The sequence below is a fragment of the Streptomyces sp. NPDC058289 genome, assembly GCF_042880975.1.
GTDB classification, from domain to species: domain Bacteria; phylum Actinomycetota; class Actinomycetes; order Streptomycetales; family Streptomycetaceae; genus Streptomyces; species Streptomyces stoeckheimensis.
In genome coordinates this window covers 17,430-42,965 of the sequence record NZ_JBHVYI010000075.1, presented here as the reverse complement: position 1 = coordinate 42,965, position 25,536 = coordinate 17,430, and the positions used below count along the sequence as shown (strand labels likewise).

Sequence of the window (25,536 nt, the reverse complement as noted above, 5' to 3'; positions counted from 1 at the left end):
AACGCCCCTCTGCGGAGACGGTCCGGCTGATCAGCAGCGCCCCGTCGTCCAGCTCCGCGCCCTGCGTGAGGCGCCCGTCCGTCATCGTCGTGGTGCGGTCCATCCGCTCCAGGTGCGCGTGGTCGTGGGTGACCAGCACGGTGGCGGTGGAGCGCTCGCGGGTGAGGGTGACCAGCAGGTCCAGGATCGCGGCGCCGCGCTCGTGGTCGAGGGCGCTGGTGGGCTCGTCGACCAGCAGCACGGCGGGATCGTTCATCAGGGCGCGGGCGATGTTGATCCGCTGGCGCTGCCCTCCGGAGAGCTGGTGCGGCCGCTTGTCGGCCTTGTCGGCCAGTCCCACCGCGTCCAGCAGCTCCAGGGCCCGCCGGCGCAGGGCCCGCGCGGGCCGGCCGGAGAGGTGGGCCATCACCTGGAGCTGTTCGGCGGCGGTGAGCGAGGCCAGCAGGTTCGGCTGCTGGAAGACGATGCCGATCTTCTCCCGGCGCAGCGCCGACTTCTCGCCCGCGCCGAGCTGCGAGGTGTCCTGCCCCGCGACGACCACCCGGCCCGCGTCGGGCGTGACGAGGGTGGCGGCGACGGCCAGCAGGCTGGACTTCCCGGAACCGGAGGGGCCGACCACCGCCGTCAGGGTGCCCGCGGGCACCTCCAGGTCGACCGCGTCCAGGGCCGTGAGGCGGCCGTCGCCGTCCGGGTAGGTGAGCGTGACGTCGTGCACGAGCAGGGTCATCGGGCGCTCCCGAGAGCGGTCAGGGGGTCTACGGCGGTGATCCGCCGGATGGACAGGGCGGCGCCCAGCGCGCCGAGCGCGATCATGACGGCGGCCGGGACCAGCACGGTGGCGGCGTCGAGCACGAAGGGCACGTCTCCGCCGCTGATCAGCGCTCCGAAGCCGGCCGCGAGCGCGGTGCCCGCACCGGTACCGAGCGCCAGCATCACCACGGCCTGCCCGAGGGCGTCCTTGAGGAGGTACGGGGTGGAGGCACCCAGTGCCTTCAGCACGGCGATGTCCCCGCTGCGCTGGATGGTCCACACGGTGAAGAAGGCTCCTATGACCAGGGCCGAGATGGCGAAGAGGAACCCGCGCATCAGCTGGAGCGAGCCGTTCTCGGAGGTGTAGGAGCCGATCGCGCTCAGCGCCCCGTCGATGGTCTGCGCCTCGGTGCCGGTGGCCTCGTCCCCGGCCGCCCAGTCGACGGCCGAGCCGTCCAGGGCCACGACGGTGGCGAGGGTGTCGATGGAGGTGCCGGGGTTCCCGACGCGCTGCCAGTCGTTGAGGTCCATCCAGACGACCGGGGTGTGGCTGTAGGCGGCGGTGCCGGAGACCGCGGCCACGGTCAGCTCGACCTGGCCGATCCTGAGCTCGGCTCCGGCGGTCAGCCCGCCGAGCTCCTTGGCGGCCTTCTCCGTGAGGACCACCTGTCCCTGGGTGAGCCCGCTCCCCCGGGGCGCGAGGGAGCCCGCCGGGTCCACGCCGAAGACGGACACACCGGCCGTGCGCTCACCCGAGACGACGTTGGTGGTGCGGATGCCCAGGGGCTGCGCCGAGGTCACCCCGGGCTGCTCCCGCCAGGCCAGCCAGGCCTTCTCGGGCACCTGGGAGTTGGTGAAGGAGACCTTCTGGTCCCCGGCGGGCGCGGCGAACGCGAGGCGGGTGGTGGCGGGCAGGCCGGTGATGGCCGAGATGTTTTCCCGGGCCAGGCCCGCGGTGAGCCCGGACAACAGGCCGACCAGCAGTGTGATCAGCAGTACGACCGACCCCATCAGGGCGAAGCGGCCCTTCGCGAACCGTAGATCTCTCCATGCGACGAACATGTTCCCCACCTTGGTCTTCCGCGTGGACACAAGGCATCGCGCCACAGTAGGGATCCTCGTATCGAAGGGCGCACCAAGACATCAATCCTTTGGTTGACCGGGGCCCCCGGACCCGGACTTACGCTGGTCAGGCCATGACTCCTCCCCTCGCGACGGCCCTCCCCGCACCCGGCGACCCCGGCGTCCGCACCCTCACCCCCGTCTCCCGCGTCCTGCGGCTGTGCCTGCACGCGCTGCTCTTCGGTCTGCTCGCCCTCGCCGCCGGGCGGGCCGTCGCCGACTCCGCGCCGAACGCCGGCTGGGTGATCGCGGCCTGCGCGGTGCTGGCCGCCGTGTACCTCGCGGGCGTACGGACCCCCGCGGTGCACCGCTCGGTGCGCGCCGGGGCGGTGTGGCTGGCCGGATTGTGCGCTGCCTGGGCCGCGCTGCTGGTGGTCTCCCCCGACGGGCTGTGGATCGCCTTCCCGCTGTACTTCCTGGAGCTGCACCTGCTGCGGCTGCGCTGGGGCGTGGCCGCCGTCGCGGTGACTGCGGCCGCGGCGATCGGCGGCTTCCTCGCGCACAGCAGCGCGGTGCCCCCTGGGGCCTTCCTCGGGCCGCTGCTGGGCGGCGCCGTGGCGGTGGCGACCGTACTGGGCTACCAGGCGCTGTACCGGGAGAGCGAGCGGCGCCGCGAGCTGATCGAGGAGCTCATCACGACCCGGGCCGAGCTCGCGGCGGCCGAGCGGAGCGCCGGGATCCTGGCGGAGCGGGAGCGGCTCGCCCGGGAGATCCACGACACCCTGGCGCAGGGCCTGTCCTCCATCCAGCTGCTGCTGCGGGCCGCGGAGCGCAGCCTGCCGGAGGACTCGGCGGCCCTTCCGCACATCGGCCGGGCCCGGGAGGCCGCCCAGGAGAACCTCGCCGAGGCACGACGCTTCGTACGGGCCCTCACGCCTCCGGACCTGGAGCACGGGTCGCTGCCGGCCGCGCTGGAGCGGCTGTGCTCGGGGGCTCCGGGCCCGCGGGTCCGGTTCTCCCTGAGTGGCACCCCGCGCTCCCTCCCCACGCCCTACGAGGTGGCGCTGCTGCGGATCGCGCAGTCGGCGCTGGCCAACGTGGTGCGGCACGCGGAGGCCGGGCGCGCCGAGATCACCCTGACCTTCATGGACTCCTCCGTGACCCTGGACATCGTCGACGACGGCAAGGGCTTCGACCCCTGCGCGGCCTCGTCCGCCCCCTCGGGCGGGGGCGGCTTCGGCCTGCCGGCGATGCGCTCGCGGGCCGAGACCCTCGGCGGCCTGTTCACGGTCGAGTCCGCCCCCGGCCAGGGCACCGCCGTGGCCGTCACCCTTCCCCTGCCCGCGGAGGCCCTGTCATGACGATCCGCCTGCTCCTCGCCGACGACCACCCCGTGGTCCGGGCCGGGCTGCGCGCGGTGCTGGACACGGAGCCGGACTTCGAGGTGGTCGCGGAGGCGGCCACGGCGGAACGGGCGGTGGAGCTGGCCCGCTCCGCCGGGGTCGACGTGGTCCTGATGGACCTCCAGTTCGGCCCCGGCGGCGGCATGCACGGCTCGGCGGCCACGGCCCTGATCACGGCCGGGTCGCCGTCCCCCCGGGTGCTGGTCCTGACCACGTACGACACGGACGCGGACATCCTGGCGGCGGTCGAGGCGGGCGCCTCGGGCTACCTCCTCAAGGACGCCCCGCCGGAGGAACTGGCGGCGGCGGTCCGCACCGCGGCGGCCGGCCAGTCGGCACTGGCCCCGGCGGTGGCACTGCGCCTGATGGACCGCATGCGGACCCCGGCGGAGGCCCTGACCAAGCGCGAGCTGGAGGTCCTCCAGCTGGTCGCGGACGGCCTGTCGAACCAGCAGATCTCCAAGCAGCTCTTCCTCAGCCAGGCCACGGTCAAATCCCACCTGGTCCACATCTACGCAAAACTGGGCGTCGACTCCCGCACCTCGGCAGTGGCCACGGCGGCCACCCGCCGCCTGATCCGGACGCCGTGATCCAGGGGTTTCAGCCGTCCGGCGTTTGAGGACCGGGGTCCGGGGCGGAGCCCCAGGCGGGTCCGGGCGCAGCCCGGGGAACGGTGGAAGGGCGGGTAGGGGACTGCGCCCCGCAGGGCCCACCCACCCGCACCGGGGACCGGCGCCCGAGGCGGGACCGGGGCCGGGCCCGGAGACCGGCCGGGGCGGGGGCCCGGGGGGCCGCCCCCCGCTAAGCCACCCAGTACGGCCGCTCCACCGCCGAAGGCAGCGGCACGCCCCCGTGGAAGGCCTCCGCGAGCCTCCGTACCCCCTCGTCCAACTGCTCCGCCGCCAGGGTGTACGGGATCCGCAGCCGGTGCTCGAAGGTCCCGGGGTCCACCCCGAACCGCGCGCCTCGCCCGATGTTGACCCCGGCCGCCGCCGCCCGGTCCGCCAGCGCGGAGCTGACCGGCTCCCCCAGGTCCACCCAGAGCGAGAGCCCGCCCGGCGGCACCTGCCAGGACCACTCCGGCGTGTGCCGCTCCAGCGAGGCGACGAGCGCCGCCCGCTGCCCGCGCAGCCGCTCCAGCCTCGCGGGCATCGTCCGCTCCAGCCCCTCCAGCAGCGGGAGCGCCACCAGCTGGTCCAGGACCGATCCGGTCATGTCGGCCGTCACCCGTACCGCCGTCAGCTCCGTGATCATCTTGGCGGTGGCCCGGATCCACCCGACCCGCAGCCCGCCCCAGTGCGTCTTGCTCAGCGAGCCGATGGTCACCACGTGATCCGCCCCGCCCTTCGGCGCGAGCGAGGCCAGCGGGGCGGGCGCCGGCACGTCGAGCGCGATGTCGGCGATGGTCTCGTCGACCACCAGCCAGGTCCCGGTCCGCCGGGTCGCTGCCAGCAGCCGCAGCCGCTGCTCCTCCGGCATCAGCGCACCCGTCGGGTTGTGGAAGTCGGGGATCACGTACGCGAGCCTCGGCACGGTCTGGCGCAGCGCGGACTCGGCGATCTCCAGGTCCCAGCCCGCGTCGGAGACGGCGATCGACCCGGTGCGCAGCCGTGCGTGGCGCAGGGCGTCCAGGGCGTTGGCGTAGGTCGGGTTCTCGGTCATCACCCGGTCCCCGGGCCCGCACAGCAGGCTCATCACCAGGGCGAACGCCTGCTGGGCGCCCGCCGTGACGAGGATCTGCTCCGGGCGGGTCGCCAGCCCCCGCCGGGTGAACCGCTCCGCGATGGCGGTCCGCAGGTCGGGCAGCCCGAAGGGGTGGTAGCCGGGGCTGCGGGCGAAGGCCGGGAGCCTGGGCGCGGCCCAGGCCACGGCCTCGGTGAGGCTGTCCTCGGGGGCGCCCATGGCGGCGATGGCGAGGTCGATGCCGGGGTCGCCGTCGACGTGGTAGCCGCCGGCGCCGACGATGGCGTGCGCGCCGACCGGGCGGTGGCCTTCGGGGAGTTCGGTCCAGGTCCCGGAACCTCGGCGGCTGCGGACGTAGCCGCTCTCGCGCAGGAGGTCGTAGGCACCGGTGACGGTGGCCCGGCTGGCGCCGACCGCCTCGGCGAGCTCGCGTTCGGCGGGCAGGCGCACGTGCAGGGCGATCCGGCCGTCGAGGATCAGCGTGCGGACGGCGTCGGCCAGGGCCCGGTAGCCGGGGCGGGCCAGTACCTCCGCCGGGAACAGGGCCGCGAGCTGACGGCTGCCGATCGTTCTGTCCGCCGTCTGGACCACTCGCCCGTTTGCCATGCCAACCTCCCCTGATTGGCTCTGCCTGCCAGGCCAATCCAGGGCCAGACTCGCTGCATTGGCCGCCGATTGGCAAGGAGATGCCGCCGATGTTGACCGACCGTGACGAACGGGCCCTGCTCACCGCCGCCGAGAACCGGATCGCCGAACCGCTGCGCGTGGGGGCCGCGCTCGCCGCCGTACGACGCCTCCTGCGGCGCGAGCGAGAATCGGTGACATGTCACCCCACAGCACCACACCAGCCGAGTACGAGCACGAGCACGAGCGCGAACACGGGCACGAGCACGGGCACGGGCACGAGCACGGGCACCAGCAGCCCGCGGCGGCAGCCGGTCTCTCCGCTCCCCCGGTGATCGCCGGCCTGCTCCTCGCCGCCGGCGGCGGCCGGCGCCTGGGCGGCCGCCCGAAGGCCCTGCTGACCTACCGGGGCCGCCCGCTGGTGGAGAACGCCGTACGGGTCCTGCGCGAGGCGGGCTGCGGCCCGCTGCACGTGGTGCTCGGCGCCTCCGCGGCCGAGGTGCGCGAGCGCGCGGACCTGAGCGGCTGCGTGGTGACGGACAACCCGGACTGGGCCGAGGGCATGGGCTCCTCCCTGCGGATCGGACTCGCCTCGCTGGCCGGTACGGGCGCCCGCGCGGCCCTGGTCTCCCTGGTGGACCAGCCGGGCATCGGCCCGGAGGCGGTGGCCCGGGTCCGAGCCGCCTACCGGTCCCCCGCGAGCCTGGTGGCGGCGGCCTACGACGGCGAGCGCGGGCATCCGGTGCTGTTCGGGGCGGACCGCTGGCCGGACATCGTGGCGACGGCCACGGGCGACAAGGGCGCGCGGGTGCACCTCTCGGCGCACGCGGGTGAACTCACGCTGGTCGAGTGCGGTGACATCGCGGAGGCCTTCGACATCGACACCCCTCCCGACCTGGCACGACTCGCCTGAGCGGGCTGTGACCGCGATGGCACTGAGGGCCACCGGGAACCGGCTGGGAACCGGAATCTGTCGACTCAGAGAATCTCGACATCAACAAACCATTGAACTTCCACCATGAGGAAATTACTATCCACTGGTCAGAAGCGCCCTGAACCCCCAGACGGCGCCCGCGACCGTATCCCGGAACTCTCCACACCCGACGGCACTGCGTGCCGTCCAGCGCGAGCATTCCCCGCGGCCGCCAGGCACCGCCGCTGAAGGAGTGACAGATATGTCCGCACCAGCGCCGTCATCGCTGGCCATCGTCGACGCCGAGCCCCTGCCCCGGCAGGACGAGGTCCTCACCGAGGCGGCTCTCGCCTTCGTCGCGGAGCTCCACCGGCGGTTCGCCCCCCGCCGCGCCGAGCTCCTCGCCCGCCGCTCCGTGCGCCGCGCCGAGATCGCCCGCACTTCCACGCTCGACTTCCTCCCGGACACCGCACAGGTCCGCGAGGGCGACTGGAAGGTGGCGCCGGCCCCGGCCGCGCTGAACGACCGCCGTGTGGAGATCACCGGTCCGACGGACCGCAAGATGACCATCAACGCCCTGAACTCGGGCGCCAAGGTCTGGCTCGCCGACTTCGAGGACGCCTCCGCTCCCACCTGGGAGAACGTGGTCCTCGGCCAGCTCAACCTGATCGACGCCTACGAGCGCCGCATCGACTTCACCGACGCCCGCACGGGCAAGGCGTACGCCCTCAAGCCCGCCGAGGAGCTCGCCACCGTCGTGATGCGCCCCCGCGGCTGGCACCTCGAGGAGCGCCACCTGCAGTTCGAGGGCGGCCCGGCCTCCGGCTCCCTCGTCGACTTCGGCCTGTACTTCTTCCACAACGCCAAGCGCCTCATCGCGCTCGGCAAGGGCCCGTACTTCTACCTGCCGAAGACCGAGTCCCACCTGGAGGCGCGCCTCTGGAACGAGATCTTCGTCTTCGCCCAAGACTACGTCGGCATCCCGCAGGGCACCGTCCGCGCGACCGTCCTGATCGAGACGATCACGGCCGCGTACGAGATGGACGAGATCCTCTTCGAGCTGCGCGACCACGCGGCGGGCCTGAACGCCGGCCGCTGGGACTACCTCTTCTCCATCGTCAAGAACTTCCGTGACGGCGGCGAGAAGTTCGTCCTGCCGGACCGCAACGCGGTGACGATGACCGCTCCCTTCATGCGGGCGTACACCGAGCTCCTCGTCAAGACCTGCCACAAGCGCGGCGCGCACGCCATCGGCGGCATGGCGGCCTTCATCCCGTCCCGCAAGGACGCCGAGGTCAACAAGGTCGCCTTCGAGAAGGTCAAGGCCGACAAGGACCGCGAGGCCGGCGACGGCTTCGACGGCTCCTGGGTCGCCCACCCCGACCTGGTCCCGATCGCGATGGCCTCCTTCGACGCCGTCCTGGGCGAGAAGCCCAACCAGAAGGACCGCCTCCGCGAGGACGTCCACGTCGCCCCGGGCGAGCTCATCGCCATCGACTCCCTGGACGCGAAGCCCACGTACGACGGCCTGCGCAACGCCGTCCAGGTCGGCATCCGCTACATCGAGGCGTGGCTGCGCGGCCTCGGCGCCGTCGGCATCTTCGGCCTGATGGAGGACGCCGCCACCGCCGAGATCTCGCGCTCGCAGATCTGGCAGTGGATCAACGCCGGCGTGGTCTTCGAGAACGGCAAGCTCGCCACCGCCGACCTCGCCCGCGAGGTCGCGGCCGCCGAACTCGCCGCGATCCGCGCCGAGGTCGGCGAGGAGGCCTTCGCCTCCGGCAAGTGGCAGCAGGCCCACGACCTCCTCCTCCAGGTCTCCCTCGACGCCGACTACGCGGACTTCCTGACCCTCCCCGCGTACGACCAGCTCATCGGCTGACACCCGGCCTTCGGCTGAATCGCACAGCAGCCGAAAACCCCGGCAGTAACGACAGCGCCCCCGCAGCCTTCCGGCTCCGGGGGCGCTGTCGTGCGTCCCCGGCCCGGGCGTCCGACCGGTCGGCGCCGAACGACCGGTCGGTTGTTACTTGTTCGTAACTTACCTGTACCTAGCGGTAACAACGCGCGGGATGGCACCTTTCCGATTGCCACCGGCCGGAGGTAACCCCCACTTACCCCGCCATGCGCCGGAGTTGTTCCCGGATTCTGCATGGCCGACCGCAGGAGTTCCGCAGTGATCGGAATACGCGTCGACAGCATGGACCGGGCCCGTCGGGTGCGACGACTGGCCGGGATCGGGATGGCGGTGCCGCTCGTCGCCGGGGCCCTGGTCGCCGGAGGTGCCGGTACGGCCGTGGCCGGACCGGGGACCGGACCCACGGCGGTGGTGTCCCTCGGCGACAGCTACATCTCCGGGGAAGCCGGACGCTGGAAGGGCAACAGCCTGACCAACAGCGGGAACCGGACCGGTACCGACCGGGCCTGGGTGAGCGGCAGCAGCTACGACCCCGGCAAGGTCTACGGGGCCACCGCCGGCGGATGCCACCGCTCGGACTCCGCCGAGGTGAAGAGCGCCGGGCCGCTCGCCGATGTCGCGATCAACCTGGCCTGCTCCGGGGCGGTATCGCAGAACGTGTTCCGCGCCTCCAACGGGGGCGTCGCCTTCAAGGGCGAGGCCCCGCAGGCCGATCAGCTCGCCGCCGTGGCCGCGAGCAACAACGTCAAGGTCATCGCGCTGTCCATCGGCGGCAACGACCTCGGCTTCGCCGACATCATCAAGGAGTGCGCGTACGACTTCGTGCTCTGGGGCTCCTACTGCTACGACGACCAGCAGGAGGGTGTGGACGACAAGATCGACGGCGTCATGGCCGACGTCGGCAAGTCCGTGGACGAGGTGCGGGCCGTCATGCGCGGCGCCGGGTACGCCGACTCCTCGTACCGGATCGTGCTGCAGTCCTACCCGTCGCCGATCCCGCGCGGCGCGGAGAACCGGTACACCCAGAGCGACTGGAGCCGGCTCAACACCGGCGGGTGTCCCTTCTGGAACAGGGACTCCGACTGGGCGCGGGACTCCCTCGTGCCGCAGATCGCCGGGCGGCTGAAGGCGGTCGCCGCGGCCAAGGGCGCGCAGTTCCTGGACCTGAAGGACATGATGCAGGGGCGCGAGGTGTGCGCGAAGGCGAGCAAGCAGGTCACCACCGCGGCACCGGCCTCGGCGAAGACGAGCGAGTGGGCACGCTGGATCGACAGCAGCGAGACGCAGGGGCTGGTCCAGGAGTCCATGCATCCGAACTACTTCGGGCAGCTCGCGGCCGGACGCTGCCTGGCGCTGGTCGTGGCCCAGCCGGCGAGCAGCGGCTTCGGCTGCAAGAACACCGCCGGAGCCGACCAGAGCGGGATGTACCTCACCCCCGCGCCGTAGCCGTACGGCAGCGAGGGCCACGACCTCATATTCGGATGATCGCGTGCGGTGTCGGCTGAGATGCTCCCGGTATGACCTCAGTCGGTACCGCTCGCTCCGCCCGTCCGGCGCGGCCCAGTCTCTACATCTCCGTCGACGTCGAAGCCGACGGGCCCATCCCCGGGCCGTACTCGATGATCAGCTTCGGGGCCGCCGTGGCCGGGCGGCAGGACGCGGCTTCGTATACGGCCGCCGATCCGGAACAGGACACCTTCTACCGGGAGTTGCGCCCCATCAGCGAGGCGTACGTACCGGAGGCGCTCGCGGTCAGCGGGCTGGACCGGGACCGGCTGGTCCGCGAGGGCGCCGAACCGGCCGCCGCCATGGCGGAGTTCCGTGCATGGGTACGGGAAGTCTCCGTGGGGGCGCAACCGGTGATGTGCGCCTACCCGGCTTCCTTCGACTGGACCTTCCTGTACTGGTACTTGATGAGCTTCGGCGGCGACAGCCCCTTCGGCCACTCGGGCTGCCTGGACATGAAGACCCTCTACGCCGCCAAGGCCGGGGTACCGCTCCGCGCCGCCGTCAAGGGACGCATGCCGCGCGAGCTGCTATCCCGGCGGCCGCACACCCATCACGCGCTGGACGACGCGGTCGAGCAGGCCGAGTTGATGAGCAACCTGATGGCGTGGGTGCCGCCCGGTCGGGCCGATCAGGCCGGTCGGCCCGGCTAGCCCGTCAGGTCCGGTAGGAGTTCGCGCAGGGGCGTCCGCATGCCCGAGCTGTAGGCCGCGCGGAAGGCCTCGGGGGTGAGGCGGGCGCGGACCGTGTGTTGGACGCGGGGGGCCGAGGCCGCGTGCGGGCGGGTGCGGGAGACCGCGCCGAGGAGGCGGGCGGCTTCGGCGTAGCGGCCCTGGTCCGCCTCCAGTTCGGCGAGGAGTTCCGCCGAGAAGGCCTGCCCGAGGGTGTCGTCCAGCGCGAACTGGGTCCGCAGCGCGCTCAGCAGTTCGCTACGGGCCCGCGCCGGGTGCCCCTCGTGGCGCTGGACCAGGGCGTGGGCGTAGCTCACCCAGGACCGGGCCCACAGGTCGACCGAGCCGTCCGGCGCGCTGCCAGGCGGGCCGTCCTCGACCGGGACCGAGGCCGGGTCCGTACGGGCGACCGCCAGGGTGTGCGCGGCGCGCAGGGCTTCGCGGCCGGGGCCGAACTCCGGATCCGCCGGGAGGAGTTCCAGGCCCTCCCGGTATTCCGCGGCGGCGTCCTCGTACCGGTCCTCCCACAGCGCGATCGTTCCGCGCAGGTGCGCGAGGTACGCCAGGCAGGCGTCCTCCCCCTCGTGCACGGCCTCCGTCCACGCCTCCACCAGCAGGGGGTCGGCGCCGTCCGACTCCCCGAAGGCGGCGACCAGCCACGCCGCGAGCCACAGCGCCCGGGCGGGCCGGGGCGCCGGGTGCACGGCCAGGGCGCGTTCCACGTGCCTGCGCCCCTCCGCCGCCATCCCGCAGGCGGACCACAGGAACCACAGGGACACCGCGATCTCCAGGGCTGCGCCCGGTCCTCCCGCGGCGAGCGGGTTCATCGCCGCGCGCAGCTCGGGGAGTTCCCGCAGGGCGAGGGCGCGCGCCTCGCGCTGCGCACCGGCGCGCCACAGCTGCGCGGCCCGCTCCGCCACCACCCGGCAGCGTTCGCGGTGGCGCCGGGCCGTCGTCGCGCCGTCCCCGGCGGGTCCCTGCGCGAGCCGCCGGGCCGCGTACGCCCGTACGGACAGCGGCAGCCGGTAGCGGCCCCGACCGGCGTCCGCGAGCAGGCCCGGGGCCAGCCGGAGCAGCGCCTCGACGGCCGTGTCCGGGGTGAGCGCACCGAAGCCGCACACCTCGGCGACGGCCGCCCGGTCGAAGGAGCCCGCGAAGACGGAGAGCCGCTCCCAGAGCAGCCGTTCGGCGGGCGAGGCCAGCCGGAGCGAGCGTTCGGCGTCGACCCGGGTGCTGCGGCCCGCGCCCCCGGCGAGGAAGCCCAGCGGGTCGGAGCCGAGCCTGCGGAGCGCCTGCGCGGGCGCGAACTGGTGCGAGCGCCCCGCCGCGAGCTCCAGTGCCCCGGGGATCCCGTCGAGTGCCCGGCACAGTGCGGCCACGGCGCCCGCGTTGCGGTCGGTCAGCTCGAAGAAGGGGTCCGCGCCGCGCGCCCGCTCCGCGAAGAGCCGTACGGCCGCGTAGCCGGCGACGTCCGCCACCGGAAACCGCCGGGCGGGGTCGGGCGCACCGAGCCCCGGCAGGGCCGACGGGGACGAGGGCAGCGGCTGCACGGACGGAGCGGTCGGTACCGACAGCGGCGGTACGGCGAGTACCGCCTCCCCGGCGATCCGCAGCCTCCGCTGCGACGTGGCCAAAATCCGTAGCCCCGGCAGGCGCAGCAGTCCGGCCGCGAGCCTCGCGCCGGCCTCCCCCAGCTGTTCGCAGCCGTCGAGCACGAGCAGCGCCTCACGCCCCGCGAGGCGGTCGGCGAGGTCCGCCCGGAGACCGTCCCAGCACCGCTCGGGCAGGCCCGCGAGCTCCACCCAGACGGCGTCCAGGCCGTCCCGGTCGCCCAGGGTGCGGACGGTGCGCACCGCGAGCCGGGTCTTGCCGATGCCGGCCGGTCCGGTGAGCGTGACCAGGCGTTCCGTGGCGAGCAGGGAGGCGAGGGCGGTGAGCTCCCGCTCCCGCCCGATGAAGCTCGACAGTTCGGCGGGCACCGCCTGCCGCACGCCCGAGCCGGCCTCCCCCACACATCCTCCTGCTCTGTCCTACACGTGCGCACCGCGATGTGGTCAACAGTTGAACGCACAAAGAGAGATGATCGGCTCATAATCCCGTTGTCCCGTCACCGACCGGGAGAACCACCAAGGGGAGGGTATGAACTCGGCCATTTCCGCCATCGACGACACGGATCGGGCACTCGTCCACGCACTCCAGCTCGCACCCCGCGCGAGCTGGGAGCTGCTGGGTCCGGTCCTCGGCGCGCGCCCGGACACCCTGGCGCGCCGCTGGGAGCGGCTCACCGGGTCCGGCGAGGCGTGGCTGAGCGGACTCGGGCTGCGCACCGGCGTCACGAAGCCCTGTATGGCGTGGGTGGAGGTCACGTGCACCGCGGGCACCTCGCCTTCGGTGGGGGACGTGCTCGTGGCGGATCCGCACGCCCTGGGGGTCGAGCACACCACCGGGGGGCGGGACCTGCTCGTCTTCGTGGCGGTGCCCGACCTGCCGACGCTGTACGCCTACCTGTCCTGCCGGGTGCAGCGGATCCCGGGCGTGGTCGGCACCCGTACCTCGATGGTGACGGCGGTGCACTACGCCCCCGACCGCTGGCGCCTGGACCAGCTGACCCCGGGCCAGATCGGCCTGCTGACCCGGCGGACCCGACGGCCGGCGGCTTCCGCCGCCCCGGACCGGCCCGCGGTGGCGCCGCTCCAGGAGGAGGACCGGCCGCTGGTCCTGGCCCTGGCCTCGGACGCGCGGCGCTCCGTGGCCTCGCTGGCCCGGGAGTTCACGATGAGCGAGTCGACCGTACGGCGTCGGTTGGCGCGGCTGGAGGGCGGGCAGAGCCTGCGCTACAGCTGCGCGCTGACTTCGGCGCTGTCGGGCTGGCCGGTGTCGGCGACGCTGTGGGCGGAGGCCTCCGAGTTCGAGCTCGCCGACTGCGCGGCGGTCGCCGCGGGGCTGCGCGAAACCCGTATCTGCATGTCCGTCAGCGGCCCCTGGAACTTCATGATCAGCGCCCGGCTGCGCACGGTGGAGGACCTCTCCCGCTACACGGCGGAGCTCACCCGGCGGCTGCCGGGCCTGCGCATCACGGACTCGGCGGTGGCCCTGCAGGTCCGCAAGACGGAGGCCCAGGAACTGGACCGGCGCGGCCATCGCGTGCGCACGGTCTCCCCGGACATCTGGTCGGACCCGGTCCCCGCCGATTCCGGCCTCGTCGGCGCGTGAGGCGCGGGGGTCGCACCGAAGACGCGTACGGCGGTGCGGACGCCAACCCCGCAGTGGGTGACGTACGCACCGCCGTGTCCCGCGCACGGACCGGGAACAGCCCGGTCAGTGCACCAGTACCGGATCCGGGGCGGCCGAGGCCGATCCCTTCTTGGCACCGAGGTGATTGAAGGCCAGGTTCAGCACGATGGCCACGACGCAGCCGGTGCTGATGCCGGAGTCGAGCACGACCAGCAGGTCCTCGGGGAAGGCGTGGTAGAAACCGGGGGCTGCGATCGGGATCAGGCCTATGCCGAGCGAGGCCGCGACGATCAGGGCGTTCTCGCCCTTCTCCATGGCCGCGCCGGCCAGGGTCTGGATGCCGCTGGCGGCCACCGAGCCGAAGAGGACGATGCCCGCGCCGCCGAGGACCGGCAGCGGTACGACTCCGATGACGGAGGCGGCGATGGGACACAGGCCCAGCAGGATCAGGATGCCGCCGCCGGCCGCGACGACGAAACGGCTGCGGACCTTGGTCATGGCGACCAGACCGATGTTCTGTGCGAAGGCGCTGCACATGAACCCGTTGAACAGCGGGCTGAGCGCGCTGCCCAGGGTGTCGGCGCGCAGGCCGCCCTCGATGGTCTTCGCGTCCGCCGGACGGCCGACGATCTTGCCCAGCGCGAGGATGTCGGCGGTGGACTCGGTCATGCACACCAGCATCACGATGCACATGGAGATGATCGCGGCGACCTGGAACTGCGGCGCACCGAAGTGGAACGGCGTCGGGAAGCCGATGAAATCGGCGTTCCTGACGGCGTCGAAGTTCGTCATGCCCAGCGGCAGCGCGATGAGCGTGCCGGCGACCAGCCCGAGGAGGATGGAGATCTGCTGGAGGAAGCCGCGCAGGAACTTGCGCATCAGCAGGACGATCGCGAGGGTGACCGCGGCCATGGCGATGTTCTTCATCGAGCCGTAGCCGGCGGCGTGACTGTTCCCGCCCTGCGACCAGTTGAAGGCCACGGGGAGCAGCGAGACGCCGATCAGGGTGATGACCGTTCCGGTGACGACCGGTGGGAAGAACCGGACCAGTTTGCCGAAGTACGGGGCGGCGAAGAACCCGAGGATTCCGGCGACGATGATCGCGCCGAAGATGATCGGGATGGCGTTGTCGCCCTCACCCTTTCCGATGGCGATCATCGGGGTCACGCCGGCGAAGGAAACGCCGTTGACGAAGGGGAGTTTGGCGCCGATCTTCCAGAACCCGAGGGTCTGGAGGAGGGTGGCGAGTCCTGCGGTGAAGAGCGAGGCGCCCATCAGAAAGGCGGTCTCGGTGGCGGAGAGGCCTACGGCCGGTCCGACGATCATGGGCGGGGCAACCACACCCGCGTACATGGCGGCTACGTGTTGGAGGCCGCTGGTGAACATTTTCAGCGGCGGCAATGTCTCGTCGACCGGGTGCTTCCCCCCTGAGTCGACAGAGGCCTGCGGTACTGCGACTGCGTCTTTGCGAAACCTGGGCGCCTGGGCCACGGCTTCCTCCGAACTGTTTAACACGCCGGCAGGGACGTGATGTGTCTGGGAGGTGGTGCGAAAGCTGTGCGAGTCGAGCCGTTATGGAGTTGTGGGTGCTGCGAATGCTTGTCCCAAGGGGTGCGGAAACGGTTCGCCCGAGGCGTTCCACGCGAAAACGGAAAATGAGCTGGCGGTGCCGTAGCAGTGGCGCGGTACAGGAGCTGCGGACGCGTGGCACGAGCTGCGGGGCTCATGGCACGAGCGGCGGAGCGACTTGCACGAGTCACCGCTCCCGGGGCGCCCTCGGAAAAACCTCGGGCGCTACCCGGGAACAGCTGCCGCGGACCCCGCTCGGGTCCGCGGCCGCCGGGCGCGGGGGCGGCCCCCCCCCCCCGACCCCCGCCGGGTGTGGCGCCGGGGGTCCGGGGCGGGGCCCCGGGAAACGGTGAAAGGGCGGGGCGGGGACCAGCTCCGCGCAGCGGCGACCGCGCCCGCGAGGCCATCGTCACCCGGACGGGGTGGGGCCCCGAAAATGCCCTCTCACCGCACCCCACCTGCGAGAACGCCCCGCCACCCCATCCCCCGGACGCCAATCTGACACCGCATCAGCAGGCGCCCGCCCAGCCGCCCGGGTTACCTCGGAGAACACGACCCCGTGTCCACAGGAGACCCTCCATGCGTCGACGCACCGCCCACGTGCTCACAGCCACCGCGCTGACCGCCGTCGCGTTCGCCGGACCGGTGGCCGGCGCGGTCGCCGCCGCGGACCTGGGCATGACGGGCTTCCGGATGACGGGCTTCGCGGCCGGCGACTTCGCCCCGCTGGAGATCTGGCCCAAGTCCGCCGCCCCCGGCACCACCGTCACGGTGAACACGAAGGCCTGCGGTCCCGGCAGCCACGCCGAGGGCGACGCCACCACCGTCGGGGGCGGCCGCTTCAAGCTGGCCCCGGGCACCCACAAGGAGGTGGTCGTGGGACAGTTCCAGGTCGCCCGCGGAACCCACCCCGGCACCCACTCGATCGGCGCCACCTGCGCGAACGGCAAGTTCGCCACCGGCGACCTGATCGTCACCGAGCACGACCGCGCCCCCCAGGGCCACGTGCGCACCGGGGTGGGCGGTGGCACGACCACCACCACCGACCCCGCCAAGATCGCGGCGGGAGCGGCAGTGCTGGCCGCAACCGCCGTCGGCGGTACCTGGTTCCTGCGTCGCCGGGCGAGCGGCACGCGGAACTGACGGACGCCCACCGCGGCTCCGGCCGCGGTCCGACCGGTACCGTCCCCCGTCGCCCGCCCCGCGAGGTCCCCCCCGTTCGCGGGGCCGGGCGACGGGCAGTCACCACGTTCGCGTCACCCGTCACCAAGCCGAGGGGGCCGCATGGCAGAGGCACGCCGCGCCCGCGCCCGCGCCGGCGGGCTCGTCGCGCTCGCCACCTGCATCGGCGTCTGGCTCATCGGCAGCGGCTCCGGCGAGCCCGTCCGGCCTCCGCTGCCCTCCCCCGGTGAGGCGCTGAGCGCCCAGGCCCGGTTCCCCGGCGCCATCGCCGCGCTCCCCGGCTCCCCTCCCACCCGGATCCGGATCCCGTCCATCCGCGTGGACGCCCCGCTCACCGGGCTCGGGCTGCAGGCCGACGGCAGTCTCGAAGTACCGCCGCCCGCCCGCCGGGACCTGGCCGGCTGGTACCGCGAGGGCACCACCCCGGGCGCCACCGGCACCGCCGTGGTCGCCGGGCACGTGGACAACGCCACCGGGCCCGCGGTCTTCTACCACCTCGGCGCGCTGCGCCGGGGCGCCCTGATCGAGATCGCCCGCGCTGACGGACGTACGGCCGTGTTCACCGTCCACGCGGTGGAGGTCTACGACGCCAAGGCCTTCCCCGACTCCCGCGTGTACGGGTCCGCACCGCGCGCCGAGCTCCGCGTCATCACCTGCGGCGGGGGCTTCTCCCCGCGCACCGGCTACCAGGGCAACGTGGTCGTCTTCGCCCACCTGACGGGCACGTTCTAAACGAGCACGGCCTACCCGGGCACGGCCTACCCGGTGCGGACGACGGCCTGGTCGCCGTGGGGTCCGAACAGGTGCAGGATCTCCACCACCGCGCCTTCGGCGGGGCCGAACCAGTGGGGTTCGGCGGTGTCGAACTCGGCGACCTCTCCGGGGCGCAGGGTGAGGCTCCGCTCGCCGATGACGAGGTGGAGCTCGCCGGCGAGCACGTAGAGCCATTCGTAGCCGGCGTGGGTCACCCGTTTCGGCTCCCGGTACGCGAGCACCTGCTTGAAGACCTGGACCCGGCCGGGGTACGTCGTCAGGGGGACCAGGACGCTCCCGTCCCTGCGGCGGGGCTTCAGGTGGACGCGCGCGTCACCGGTGACCGGGGCCGCCACGAGCTGGTCGAGGGCGACGCGGTGGGTTCGCGCGAGCGGGATGAGCAGTTCGAGGGTCGGACGCCGTTTGCCCGACTCCAGGCGGGAGAGCGTGCTCACGGAGATCCCGGCGGCCCGGGAGAGGGCCTCCAGGGTGAGGCCGCGCTCGCGGCGCAGCGCCCGCAGTCGCGGGCCGATGGCGTCGAGGGTCCGCGCGAGTTCGGCTTGTTCGGCGTCCTCGGCGTCTTCGGCGTGATCGGCGTGATCGGCGTCCCTGTCCATGGGGCCATTTTGCGGTATCGGCAAATTTCCTGGGCCGCGGCCGCCGCCCGGTCCGAGCATGGGCCGACATCCGAAGCCGGCGGCCGACAGGTCGTCGCGGACCCGAGGCGGACCCCATGACCACGACGATCCCGGCCGGGACGGCCCCAGGGCCCGCCCTCGGCGCGCGCCGACGGTGGACGGTACTGGCCGTCTGCGCGCTGAGCATGTTCCTCATCGGAGTGGACACCACCATCGTCAACGTGGGGCTGCCCGCGATCGGGCGGGGCCTGGGAACGGACACCCGCGGTCTGGAATGGGTCGTGGACGCCTACACCCTGGTCCTCGCCAGCCTCCTCATCGCCTCCGGCGCCCTCGCGGACCGCTTCGGACGCCGTCGGGTGTTCCGGTGCGGGCTGGCCGTCTTCGGTCTCGCCTCCCTCGCCTGCGCCCTCGCTCCGTCGCTGGGCCTCCTCGTCGCGGCGCGGGCCGTCCAGGGGGTCGGGGCCTCCATGCTGAGCCCGGTGGCCCTGGCGATCGTGGTCAACGCGATGCCCGACCCGCGGGAGCGGGCCCGGGCCATCGGCATATGGGCCTCGGTCTTCGGGCTCAGCATGGCCGCGGGCCCGGTCATCGGCGGGGCCCTCATCGCGGCGCTCGGCTGGCGGTCGGTGTTCTGGATCAACGCCCCGGTGGTCGTCGGCGCGCTCGTCCTGGTGGCGGTGTTCGTGCCGGAGTCCCGCGGACAGCGGGCCCGGCGGCTCGACCTGCCCGGCCAGCTGCTCCTCACGACGGCCCTGTGCGTCTCGGTCGGCGTCCTGATCGAAGGCCCCCGCATCGGCTGGGCCTCCCCCGCGGCCCTGGCCTGCTACGCCGTCGCCGCGGCGGCCACGACCGCCTTCGTCCGGGTCGAGCTCCGCCGGCCCGAGCCCCTGATCGACCTCGGGCTGTTCCGGCGGCCGCCCTTCGCCTCGGCGGTCCTGGGCGCGGTGGCGGTGTTCGCCGCGCTGAGCGTGAGCCTGCTGCTCACCACCCTGTACTTGCAGGACGCCCGCGGCTGGACGCCGCTCGCGGCCGGCGCCGCGACCCTGCCCATGGCGCTCGGGGCCACCGTGTGTGCGCCCTGGTCGGGCAGTCTGACGGGGCGCCTGGGGCCGCGGCGACCGCTCCTCCTCGCGGGCGGGTTCACCGCGGCGGGCGGGCTCTGCATGGTGGGCCTGGGCCCGGACCCGAGCGTGCCGCTGCTCCTGTCGGCCTACCTGCTCATCGGCATCGGGTTCGGCTTCGCCAACGCCCCGCTGACCCACACCGCGGTCGGCGGACTCCCGCCGTCCCGCGCCGGTGTGGCCGGGGCCGTCACCTCCACAGCCCGCCAGATCGGATCGGCGGTGGGCATCGCCGTGGCGGGAGCCCTGGCAGCGGGCGTCGCTCCGGACGACCTCGCCCGGGCGTCCCGACCGGGCTGGCTCCTCGTGACGGCCTGCGGACTGTCCCTCTTCGCAGTGGCCCGGGCCGCCTCCCGGAAGGAGCCGGGGGCTTAAGGCCGGGTCCGGCACTCGGACGCAACCGTGAGGACCGCCTCGCACGCCACGACGCCCGCCCCGATCTGCATCGCGGTCGAGTCGCGGCTCACATCGAGCTGCTGCACCGCGGCCCGCATCGCGGACAGCGTCGCGTAGGGGAAGCAGTCCCCGTGCACCAGCACGACGTCGGCGGCCACCCGGACCTTGACCGACCGCTTCGAGTCGTCCGTGTCCAGCTTCGACCACTGGCGGAAGAGCTCCTCGGCCGTCTGCCGCACCTCGGCGCAGGACGGCTCGCCCTTGCTGTCCGTCCGGCCACCCGTCCGGCCGCCCGTCCGGTCCCCCACCACGTATCCGCCCCCGGCCAGCACCACGGCAACAGCCGAGGCCAGGGCTAGCGTCCACCCTCGTCTCATGGGTGGTCACCCTAGGGTCTGTACGGCGCTTCGCGTCAGGTCCGGCCCGATCGACAGGCCCTAGGCCGGGAACGCGTACCAGCGGCGGTGGACGTACGGCTCGACACACAGGACCGCGGCGCCCGCCACGGCTCCCACCAGGAGCGAGGTCCAGCCGCCCCCGGCGGCGAGCGCAGCGGCGCAGGCGGCGGCCACGACCAGCGGCCGGGCCAGGGTGAGCGGGCCGAGCCCGACGACCATGGCGAGGGTGCCGGCCCGGTACGGCAGGGCGAAGTAGGAGGCGAGCGAGAGCCCGACGGCGAGGGCGTAGGCCCCGATCGGGACGAGGAAGCCGATGCCGCCGTCGGCGAGGGCCCCGTACGCCCGGTCCGGGTCTTCGGCGAGCAGCAGGACGGCGCCCGCCGTGAGGGCGGGGGCGAGCAGGAGGACGGCGCCGACCGACAGCCCGCGCAGGGCCGCGCGGACGACGGCACGGTGCTTGCGGATCCGGGCGTCCCGGCCGGCGTAGGCGCGGAAGCCGCTGAAGGCCGCGTCGACGAGGCCGAGGGCGGCGAGGGGCCAGGCCGGGTTCATCGCGCGGCCCCGGTCCCGGCGCCGGCGGCGGACCAGGCCGCGGCGTCGTGCCCGGGCGGTCCGCCGCGGGTCAGCTGCTCCGCGCCGACGAGCCGGCGGGAGGAGCGGCCGAGGGCCTGGCGCAGCGGGTCCTCCAGGTAGGGCCGGATGCCGAGGACCGGGCGCAGGGTGGTGCAGAAGGGGTTGGACAGGCCGCGGGGTTCGTAGAGCAGCGGCCGGATGCCCGGTACGGTCGCGGCGCGCAGCAGGGTTTCGTCCGAGTGGGCGCGCCGGGCGGAGACGACCCCGTCGTGGCGGCCGAGCGGATGGCGCATGCGGGCGCGGTGGAACATCCAGGCGCCCAGGGGTGCCAGCCGGGTGGCGGCGATGTCGAAGTGGCAGAAGGCGAGTGCCTGGGAGTCGGCCTGGGCCTCGAAGAACTCCGCGAGCGCGGGGCCGCGGAAGTGGTGCAGCACTCCGGTGGAGACGTAGACGGTGGCGACCTCCGGCAGGTCGAAGGCGTTGCCGTGGACGAACCGGCAGTCGAGCCCCTCGGCGCGGGCCAGCCGGTCGGCCTCGGCGACGAGCGCGGCGTCGAGGTCGACGCCGATCAGCTCGACGTTGGGGCCCAGGGCGCCGGTGGACGCCAGCCAGCGGACGAGGTAGCCGAGCCCGGATCCGATGTCGACCAGGCGGAACCGGCCGCGGCGGCCCGCGATCTCGCGGATGGCCTCGAACAGCGGGTCCAGTACGTGCACCAGCCGTTCCCCGACGCGCAGCTCCTCGCTGAGCCGCTGCAGCTCGGTGTGGACGCCGATCATCAGCCGGTCCACGGCGAGCGGGTCGAGCACGTCGTCCGGGCCCGCCGGCAGTCCGGCGACGATCCGGGCGGCGCGCGGATCCCCGGCCTCGTCGAGCCGACGGACCACATCACCCCGACGCACCGGCAGCCGCGCCCCGCTGAGCGGATCGGTGACGGTGATCAGGTCGGATATCTCAAGGTGGGGCACACTCGCAACTTTATCCCCCGCCGGCCGGTCAGCCGCAGGTCAGCCCCACTGTTCGAAGCCCAGCTTCAGCACCAGGGCTCCGACGACCGTCAGGAGGACTCCGCGGACGAAGCCGCTGCCCTTCCGCAGCGCCATCCGGGCGCCGATCATGGCGCCGGCCAGATTGAACACGGCCATCAGTGCGGCCAGTTGCCACAGCACCATGCCCTGGTAGGCGAACATGGCGAGCGCTCCGGCGTTGGTGCACACGTTGACGATCTTCGCCGTGGCGGAGGCCGTGACCAGGTCGAGGTGGAGGAGGGCCGTCAGCGCGAGGACCAGGAAGGTGCCGGTGCCGGGGCCGATGAGCCCGTCGTAGAAGCCGATGCCGAGGCCTGCCAGCGCGATGGTGAGCAGAACGCGTTGACGGCTGACCGGTGCGGCTCCGGGAGCGACGCCGAAGGCGGGGCGGAAGAGGACGAACGCCGCGACGACCACCAGGACCACCATGATCAGCGGGCGCAGCGCGTCCTTGCTGATGCCGCCGGCCAGGGCGGCCCCGCCCATCGAGCCGGCGAGGGCGGCCAGACCGATGCGGACGGCGAGCTTCACGTCCACCGGGGTCTTGCGCAGGTACGAGACGGCCGCGCCGGAGGTCCCGACGATGGCCACGGCCTTGTTGGTGCCGAGGACGGTGGCGGGGTGGGCGTTCGGCAGGCCGAGGAGCAGGGCGGGCAGGAGCAGCAGGCCACCGCCGCCCACGACGGCGTCGATCCAGCCGGCGGCGGCCGCGGCCACGCACAGCACGATGATCATGGTTGTCGATATGTCAGGCACGGCCCGACCTTATGGACCGGTTGGGTGCAGAGGCCATCAATCCCCGGAAACTTGCGCAAAGGTTGAGCTTTGCCTGGCCGGAGCCCGGTCCGGGGCCACGGGAGCCGACGGATCCACCGCCACCGTCAGCACGCTCGCGGCCAGCACACTGGCCAGCCCGAGCCCGGCCGCCAGCCGCCGGGCGGGCGGTACGGATCCCAGCGCGGCCAGCACCGCCTGCGCCGGGGAGGTACGGGGCCTGCGGTGCCGGGCCGCGGCCGCGGGGACGGACCGCGGACCCTCCGGCCGGTCCGAACCCAGCCCGTCCGGCGTTTGAGGGCCGGGGTCCGGGGCGGAGCCCCGGGGAACCGGCGAAGGGCGGGTAGGGGACAAGCCCCGCGCAGCGGCAAGGGACACGGGCAGGGTGACGTGCAGCGGGTGACGCACGGGGCGGCGACCTCTCGGGTGCGAGTGCGAGTGCGGGGGCGGGGGCGGGGGCGGGGGCGGGGGCGGGGGCGGGACGGAATCGGGCGCGGGCTCAGAGCCCGAAGCACTCGGCGTGGATCCGCCCGGCCGGCACCCCGGCCCGCAGCAGCGCGGACTGGGTGGCGTCCGCCATCCCGGGCGGTCCGCACAGGTACACGTCGTGCTCGGCCAGCTCCGGGACCAGCGCGGCCAGCGCCTGCGGAGCCAGCGGGTCGAAGGCGGCGCCCGACGGCCCGAGCAGGTAGTGCAGACCGGCCTGCCGTTCGGCGGCGATGGCCTCCAGCTCGGAGCGCAGGACGAGGTGCTCCTCGGCGCCCGCCCGGTAGAGCAGGGTGATGTCCCCCGGCCCGCCGGGCAGGGTCTCGAACAGCGCCCGCATCGGGGTGATCCCGACCCCGCCGGCGATCAGCAGCACCTTGGTCCGCGTCCGCCGGGCCGCGGTGAGCGCCCCGAAGGGCCCGGTGGCGAGGACCCGGGTGCCGGGACGCAGCCGGCGGATCCGGCGGGAGTGGCCGCCGAGGGCCTTCACGGTGATGCGCAGGGTGTCCCCGCGGACCGGCGCCGACAGCGAGAACGGCAGCGCAGTGTGCCACAGCCGGCGTTGGAGGAACCGCCAGCGCAGGAACTGCCCCGGCTCCGCGCGCAGCTCCGCGAGGTGCTCCCCGTAGACGAGGACGGAGACCACCCCGGGCCCCTCCACGCGGACCTCGGCGACGCGCAGCGCGTGCCGCAGGGCCTGGCGTACGGGGACCACGGCCCGGTACCAGAGCAGCAGGACGGCGACCACGGCATGGGCGAGGGCCCAGAACCAGGCGACGAGGGCCAGGTCGGGCCCGGCGAGCTGGTGCCCGAAGGCGAGGGCGGCGGCGAGGTACACCAGGAGGTGGACCCCCCGCCAGGTTTCGTGGCTGACCCGGCGGCGTACGGAGCGGGCGGAGGTGACGCCGACGGCGACCAGGAGGACGGTCCCGGCCGCCGCGGCGGCCAGGGCCGGATATCCGAGCAGCTCCCGAACCGCCGAGAGCACGTCGACCCCCTCGTGCACGGCGTAGCCGCAGAGCGCGAAGAGCGCGTGCCCGAAACAGAGCAGCAGGACGTGGCGGCCGCCCAGCGCGTGCCAGCGGGCGAGCCGGGCCGCGCCCACCCCGTGCTCGACGGCGGGGACCCGGGCCATGAGGAAGAGCAGGACGAGCACCCCGTACCCGGCGAGCAGGCCGGACAGGTGCGCGGCGGTCGCGAACAGCGCGTCGAGCCGGGCCGAGGGCCGCACCTGGGCGGCCCACAGCAGGGCGACGGTCCCCGCCCCGCCGAGCATCCCGCCCTTGACCCGAACCGCCACGTCTCGCTCTCGCATACGGCCACGCTACGGGCGCTCCGGCAGGCTCTCCGGCCTCCCGGTGATCCTTAAGGCGGCCTTGAGGAAGGCCTCACGGGCCCTTAACCCGCGCGCTGAGGTCGGCGTTCCGTCAGGGAAACAACGGCGATGCCGTGGGGAAACAGCGGCCGCGCACTCTCGTGTCATGACCTCGGAACAGCAACGCGTGGTGGTGATCGGCGGCGGCCTCGCGGGCCTGCGGCTCGCCGCCCGGCTGGGCGGGGACGTACGCGTCCTCGGCGAGGAGGAGCACGTTCCCTACAACCGGGTCCTCCTCGCGGAGGTCCTGGCCGGCCGGTACGCGCCGGAGGTGACGTCCCTCCCGGCCCCCGGCCCGGCGCTGCGCCGGGGCGTGCGGGCGGTACGGATCGACCGGGCGGAGCAGGTGGTGCACTGCGACGACGGAACGGTCGAGCGGTACGGCACCCTCGTCCTGGCCACGGGATCGAACCCGGTCCTCCCTCCCCTCCGCGGCCTGTTCGAACCCGAAGGCCGGGAACTCCCCGCCGGGGTCCACGCGTTCCGCACGATGGACGACTGCCTGGCCCTGTCGGCGGCCGTACGTCCCGGCGTGCGCGCGGTGGTGATCGGCGGCGGCCTCCTCGGCGTCTCGGCGGCCCGCGCCCTGGCCGAGCGGGGCGCGCAGGTGGTCCTCACCCAACAGGGCGAGCGCCTGATGGAACGGCAGCTGGACGCGGAAGCCTCGGAGCTCCTGCACACGCACCTCACCGGCATGGGCGTGGAAATCCACACGGAATGCCGCGTCCGCGGCCTGTCGACGACGGCCTCGGCAGTCCGGCCGCACCCTGCCGGCGGCATCACCCGGAACCCGGCCCCTCCGGCGTTCGAGGAGCGGGTCCGGGCAGAGCCCGGAACGCCCCGCAGGGCACCCAACCCCGCCCCGGGCCCCCGCACGGTCACCGGTGTGGAGCTCGCCGACGGCTACCGCCTCGAGGCCGACCTCGTCGTACTCGCCTGCGGAGTCCGCCCCCGCACCGGCCTCGCCCTGGCCGCCGGCCTCGACGTCCGCACGGGCATCCTCGTCGACGACGAGCTCCGCACCAACGACCCCCGCATCCACGCCGTCGGCGACTGCGCCGAGCACGCGGGCCGGGTGTACGGCCTGGCCGGCCCCGCACTCGAACAGGCCGACGCCCTCGCCGGAGTCCTCCTCGGAACCGGCAAGGGACTCACCGCGGACCCCGCCTACAGCGGGACCCGCGCCCTGACCCGCCTCACCCTCACCGCCGGCGGTGACCGGCCCCTCGACCTCGCCGCCTTCGGCGAGACCACCGCGCTTCCCGGCGACGACGTGGTGCGGCTCGCCGACGCCACCCGCCGCACCTACCGCAAGGTCGTCATCCGCGGCGACCGCCTCGTCGGCGGGGTCCTGCTCGGCGAACTCTCCAGCGTGGGCGCCCTCGCCCGCAGCTGGGAGGACGGCGCCCCCCTCACCGACCAGCACGGTCTCACCGACCTGCACCACCTGCTCACCGACGACGGAGGCTCCTGATC

General features: G+C 73.7%; 22 protein-coding genes. 11 read left to right on the top strand and 11 right to left on the bottom strand.

What is annotated here, in order from left to right:
* A partial coding sequence (locus tag ACFVX6_RS30310) for an ABC transporter ATP-binding protein (protein WP_389696835.1) occupies nucleotides 1-727 on the bottom strand: 727 nt, incomplete at its 3' end.
* Nucleotides 724-1,812, bottom strand: a complete 1,089-nt coding sequence (locus tag ACFVX6_RS30305; RefSeq protein WP_389696833.1) for an ABC transporter permease — start codon at nucleotides 1,810-1,812, stop codon at nucleotides 724-726. The genes ACFVX6_RS30310 and ACFVX6_RS30305, both read right to left, overlap by 4 nt.
* A 134-nt stretch (nucleotides 1,813-1,946) precedes the next feature.
* Between ACFVX6_RS30305 and ACFVX6_RS30300 the strand changes: the two genes are divergently transcribed.
* Together ACFVX6_RS30300 and ACFVX6_RS30295 are read left to right on the top strand one after the other, a co-directional pair.
* Nucleotides 1,947-3,173, top strand: coding sequence for a sensor histidine kinase (locus tag ACFVX6_RS30300; RefSeq protein WP_389696831.1), 1,227 nt, complete (start codon nucleotides 1,947-1,949; stop codon nucleotides 3,171-3,173).
* Nucleotides 3,170-3,805 carry a response regulator gene (locus tag ACFVX6_RS30295; protein ID WP_389696829.1) on the top strand — a complete coding sequence of 212 codons (636 nt, stop codon included), beginning with the start codon at nucleotides 3,170-3,172 and terminating at the stop codon, nucleotides 3,803-3,805. The genes ACFVX6_RS30300 and ACFVX6_RS30295 overlap by 4 nt, the downstream gene beginning before the upstream one ends.
* Nucleotides 3,806-4,016: 211 nt before the next feature.
* Here the strand turns inward: ACFVX6_RS30295 and ACFVX6_RS30290 are convergent, their stop codons facing one another.
* Nucleotides 4,017-5,504: a PLP-dependent aminotransferase family protein gene (locus ACFVX6_RS30290; RefSeq protein ID WP_389696827.1), complete on the bottom strand. Its 1,488-nt coding sequence runs from the start codon at nucleotides 5,502-5,504 to the stop codon at nucleotides 4,017-4,019.
* 349 nt (nucleotides 5,505-5,853) lie between these two features.
* Between ACFVX6_RS30290 and ACFVX6_RS30285 the strand changes: the two genes are divergently transcribed.
* The 4 genes from ACFVX6_RS30285 (at nucleotide 5,854) to ACFVX6_RS30270 (ending at nucleotide 10,512) form a co-directional block, all read left to right on the top strand.
* Entirely contained in the window at nucleotides 5,854-6,435 is a 582-nt protein-coding gene (locus ACFVX6_RS30285; RefSeq protein WP_389696839.1) for an NTP transferase domain-containing protein, read from the top strand.
* Between the two features lie 262 nt (nucleotides 6,436-6,697).
* Entirely contained in the window at nucleotides 6,698-8,317 is a 1,620-nt protein-coding gene (aceB, locus tag ACFVX6_RS30280; RefSeq protein ID WP_389696825.1) for a malate synthase A, read from the top strand.
* Between the two features lie 294 nt (nucleotides 8,318-8,611).
* Complete coding sequence (locus ACFVX6_RS30275; protein WP_389696823.1) at nucleotides 8,612-9,799, top strand: hypothetical protein; 1,188 nt, start codon at nucleotides 8,612-8,614, stop codon at nucleotides 9,797-9,799.
* 71 nt (nucleotides 9,800-9,870) lie between these two features.
* Nucleotides 9,871-10,512, top strand: a complete 642-nt coding sequence (locus ACFVX6_RS30270; protein ID WP_389696821.1) for a 3'-5' exoribonuclease domain-containing protein — start codon at nucleotides 9,871-9,873, stop codon at nucleotides 10,510-10,512.
* Here ACFVX6_RS30270 and ACFVX6_RS30265 read toward each other — a convergent pair.
* Complete coding sequence (locus tag ACFVX6_RS30265) at nucleotides 10,509-12,542, bottom strand: ATP-binding protein (protein WP_389696819.1); 2,034 nt, start codon at nucleotides 12,540-12,542, stop codon at nucleotides 10,509-10,511. The genes ACFVX6_RS30270 and ACFVX6_RS30265 overlap by 4 nt on opposite strands.
* A 127-nt stretch (nucleotides 12,543-12,669) precedes the next feature.
* Between ACFVX6_RS30265 and ACFVX6_RS30260 the strand changes: the two genes are divergently transcribed.
* Complete coding sequence (locus tag ACFVX6_RS30260; protein WP_389696817.1) at nucleotides 12,670-13,743, top strand: Lrp/AsnC family transcriptional regulator; 1,074 nt, start codon at nucleotides 12,670-12,672, stop codon at nucleotides 13,741-13,743.
* Between the two features lie 105 nt (nucleotides 13,744-13,848).
* Here the strand turns inward: ACFVX6_RS30260 and ACFVX6_RS30255 are convergent, their stop codons facing one another.
* Nucleotides 13,849-15,255, bottom strand: a complete 1,407-nt coding sequence (locus ACFVX6_RS30255; protein WP_389696837.1) for a nucleobase:cation symporter-2 family protein — start codon at nucleotides 15,253-15,255, stop codon at nucleotides 13,849-13,851.
* A 657-nt stretch (nucleotides 15,256-15,912) separates the two neighbouring features.
* On the opposite strand from ACFVX6_RS30255, the gene ACFVX6_RS30250 reads away from it, so the two are divergent.
* Together ACFVX6_RS30250 and ACFVX6_RS30245 are read left to right on the top strand one after the other, a co-directional pair.
* Nucleotides 15,913-16,476 (top strand): hypothetical protein, encoded by a 564-nt coding sequence (locus ACFVX6_RS30250; RefSeq protein WP_389696815.1) that lies wholly within the window; start codon nucleotides 15,913-15,915, stop codon nucleotides 16,474-16,476.
* A 141-nt stretch (nucleotides 16,477-16,617) separates the two neighbouring features.
* Entirely contained in the window at nucleotides 16,618-17,247 is a 630-nt protein-coding gene (locus ACFVX6_RS30245) for a class F sortase (protein WP_389696813.1), read from the top strand.
* 26 nt (nucleotides 17,248-17,273) lie between these two features.
* Here the strand turns inward: ACFVX6_RS30245 and ACFVX6_RS30240 are convergent, their stop codons facing one another.
* On the bottom strand, nucleotides 17,274-17,885 hold the full coding sequence (locus ACFVX6_RS30240; protein ID WP_389696811.1) for a helix-turn-helix domain-containing protein: 612 nt from the start codon (nucleotides 17,883-17,885) through the stop codon (nucleotides 17,274-17,276).
* A 116-nt stretch (nucleotides 17,886-18,001) separates the two neighbouring features.
* Here ACFVX6_RS30240 and ACFVX6_RS30235 point away from each other — a divergent pair, with 116 nt between their 5' ends.
* Entirely contained in the window at nucleotides 18,002-19,405 is a 1,404-nt protein-coding gene (locus tag ACFVX6_RS30235) for an MFS transporter (RefSeq protein ID WP_389696809.1), read from the top strand.
* Here the strand turns inward: ACFVX6_RS30235 and ACFVX6_RS30230 are convergent.
* The 5 genes from ACFVX6_RS30230 to ACFVX6_RS30210 all read right to left on the bottom strand — a co-directional run bounded on the left by ACFVX6_RS30230 (nucleotide 19,402) and on the right by ACFVX6_RS30210 (nucleotide 24,000).
* Nucleotides 19,402-19,803, bottom strand: coding sequence for a hypothetical protein (locus ACFVX6_RS30230; RefSeq protein ID WP_389696807.1), 402 nt, complete (start codon nucleotides 19,801-19,803; stop codon nucleotides 19,402-19,404). The genes ACFVX6_RS30235 and ACFVX6_RS30230 overlap by 4 nt on opposite strands.
* A gap of 60 nt (nucleotides 19,804-19,863) precedes the next feature.
* A complete protein-coding gene (locus tag ACFVX6_RS30225) occupies nucleotides 19,864-20,376 on the bottom strand; it encodes a hypothetical protein (RefSeq protein WP_389696805.1) in 513 nt (170 codons plus the stop codon).
* Nucleotides 20,373-21,365, bottom strand: a complete 993-nt coding sequence (locus tag ACFVX6_RS30220) for a class I SAM-dependent methyltransferase (protein ID WP_389696803.1) — start codon at nucleotides 21,363-21,365, stop codon at nucleotides 20,373-20,375. Before ACFVX6_RS30220 ends, ACFVX6_RS30225 begins: the two co-directional genes overlap by 4 nt.
* A 39-nt stretch (nucleotides 21,366-21,404) precedes the next feature.
* Nucleotides 21,405-22,181 carry a sulfite exporter TauE/SafE family protein gene (locus ACFVX6_RS30215; protein ID WP_389696801.1) on the bottom strand — a complete coding sequence of 259 codons (777 nt, stop codon included), beginning with the start codon at nucleotides 22,179-22,181 and terminating at the stop codon, nucleotides 21,405-21,407.
* A gap of 517 nt (nucleotides 22,182-22,698) precedes the next feature.
* Complete coding sequence (locus ACFVX6_RS30210; RefSeq protein WP_389696799.1) at nucleotides 22,699-24,000, bottom strand: ferric reductase-like transmembrane domain-containing protein; 1,302 nt, start codon at nucleotides 23,998-24,000, stop codon at nucleotides 22,699-22,701.
* A 166-nt stretch (nucleotides 24,001-24,166) separates the two neighbouring features.
* On the opposite strand from ACFVX6_RS30210, the gene ACFVX6_RS30205 reads away from it, so the two are divergent.
* Nucleotides 24,167-25,534 carry an NAD(P)/FAD-dependent oxidoreductase gene (locus ACFVX6_RS30205; protein ID WP_389696797.1) on the top strand — a complete coding sequence of 456 codons (1,368 nt, stop codon included), beginning with the start codon at nucleotides 24,167-24,169 and terminating at the stop codon, nucleotides 25,532-25,534.
* Nucleotides 25,535-25,536: the final 2 nt, after the last annotated feature.

Excerpts from the sequence above, each read along its gene's own strand:
- ACFVX6_RS30305 (WP_389696833.1), bottom strand. The coding sequence starts at position 1,812 with ATGTTCGTCGCATGGAGAGATCTACGGTTCGCGAAGGGCCGCTTCGCC.
- ACFVX6_RS30300 (WP_389696831.1), top strand. The coding sequence starts at position 1,947 with ATGACTCCTCCCCTCGCGACGGCCCTCCCCGCACCCGGCGACCCCGGC.
- ACFVX6_RS30295 (WP_389696829.1), top strand. The coding sequence starts at position 3,170 with ATGACGATCCGCCTGCTCCTCGCCGACGACCACCCCGTGGTCCGGGCC.
- ACFVX6_RS30290 (WP_389696827.1), bottom strand. The coding sequence starts at position 5,504 with ATGGCAAACGGGCGAGTGGTCCAGACGGCGGACAGAACGATCGGCAGC.
- aceB (WP_389696825.1), top strand. The coding sequence starts at position 6,698 with ATGTCCGCACCAGCGCCGTCATCGCTGGCCATCGTCGACGCCGAGCCC.
- ACFVX6_RS30270 (WP_389696821.1), top strand. The coding sequence starts at position 9,871 with ATGACCTCAGTCGGTACCGCTCGCTCCGCCCGTCCGGCGCGGCCCAGT.
- ACFVX6_RS30260 (WP_389696817.1), top strand. The coding sequence starts at position 12,670 with ATGAACTCGGCCATTTCCGCCATCGACGACACGGATCGGGCACTCGTC.
- ACFVX6_RS30250 (WP_389696815.1), top strand. The coding sequence starts at position 15,913 with ATGCGTCGACGCACCGCCCACGTGCTCACAGCCACCGCGCTGACCGCC.
- ACFVX6_RS30245 (WP_389696813.1), top strand. The coding sequence starts at position 16,618 with ATGGCAGAGGCACGCCGCGCCCGCGCCCGCGCCGGCGGGCTCGTCGCG.
- ACFVX6_RS30240 (WP_389696811.1), bottom strand. The coding sequence starts at position 17,885 with ATGGACAGGGACGCCGATCACGCCGATCACGCCGAAGACGCCGAGGAC.
- ACFVX6_RS30235 (WP_389696809.1), top strand. The coding sequence starts at position 18,002 with ATGACCACGACGATCCCGGCCGGGACGGCCCCAGGGCCCGCCCTCGGC.
- ACFVX6_RS30230 (WP_389696807.1), bottom strand. The coding sequence starts at position 19,803 with ATGAGACGAGGGTGGACGCTAGCCCTGGCCTCGGCTGTTGCCGTGGTG.
- ACFVX6_RS30225 (WP_389696805.1), bottom strand. The coding sequence starts at position 20,376 with ATGAACCCGGCCTGGCCCCTCGCCGCCCTCGGCCTCGTCGACGCGGCC.
- ACFVX6_RS30210 (WP_389696799.1), bottom strand. The coding sequence starts at position 24,000 with ATGCGAGAGCGAGACGTGGCGGTTCGGGTCAAGGGCGGGATGCTCGGC.
- ACFVX6_RS30205 (WP_389696797.1), top strand. The coding sequence starts at position 24,167 with ATGACCTCGGAACAGCAACGCGTGGTGGTGATCGGCGGCGGCCTCGCG.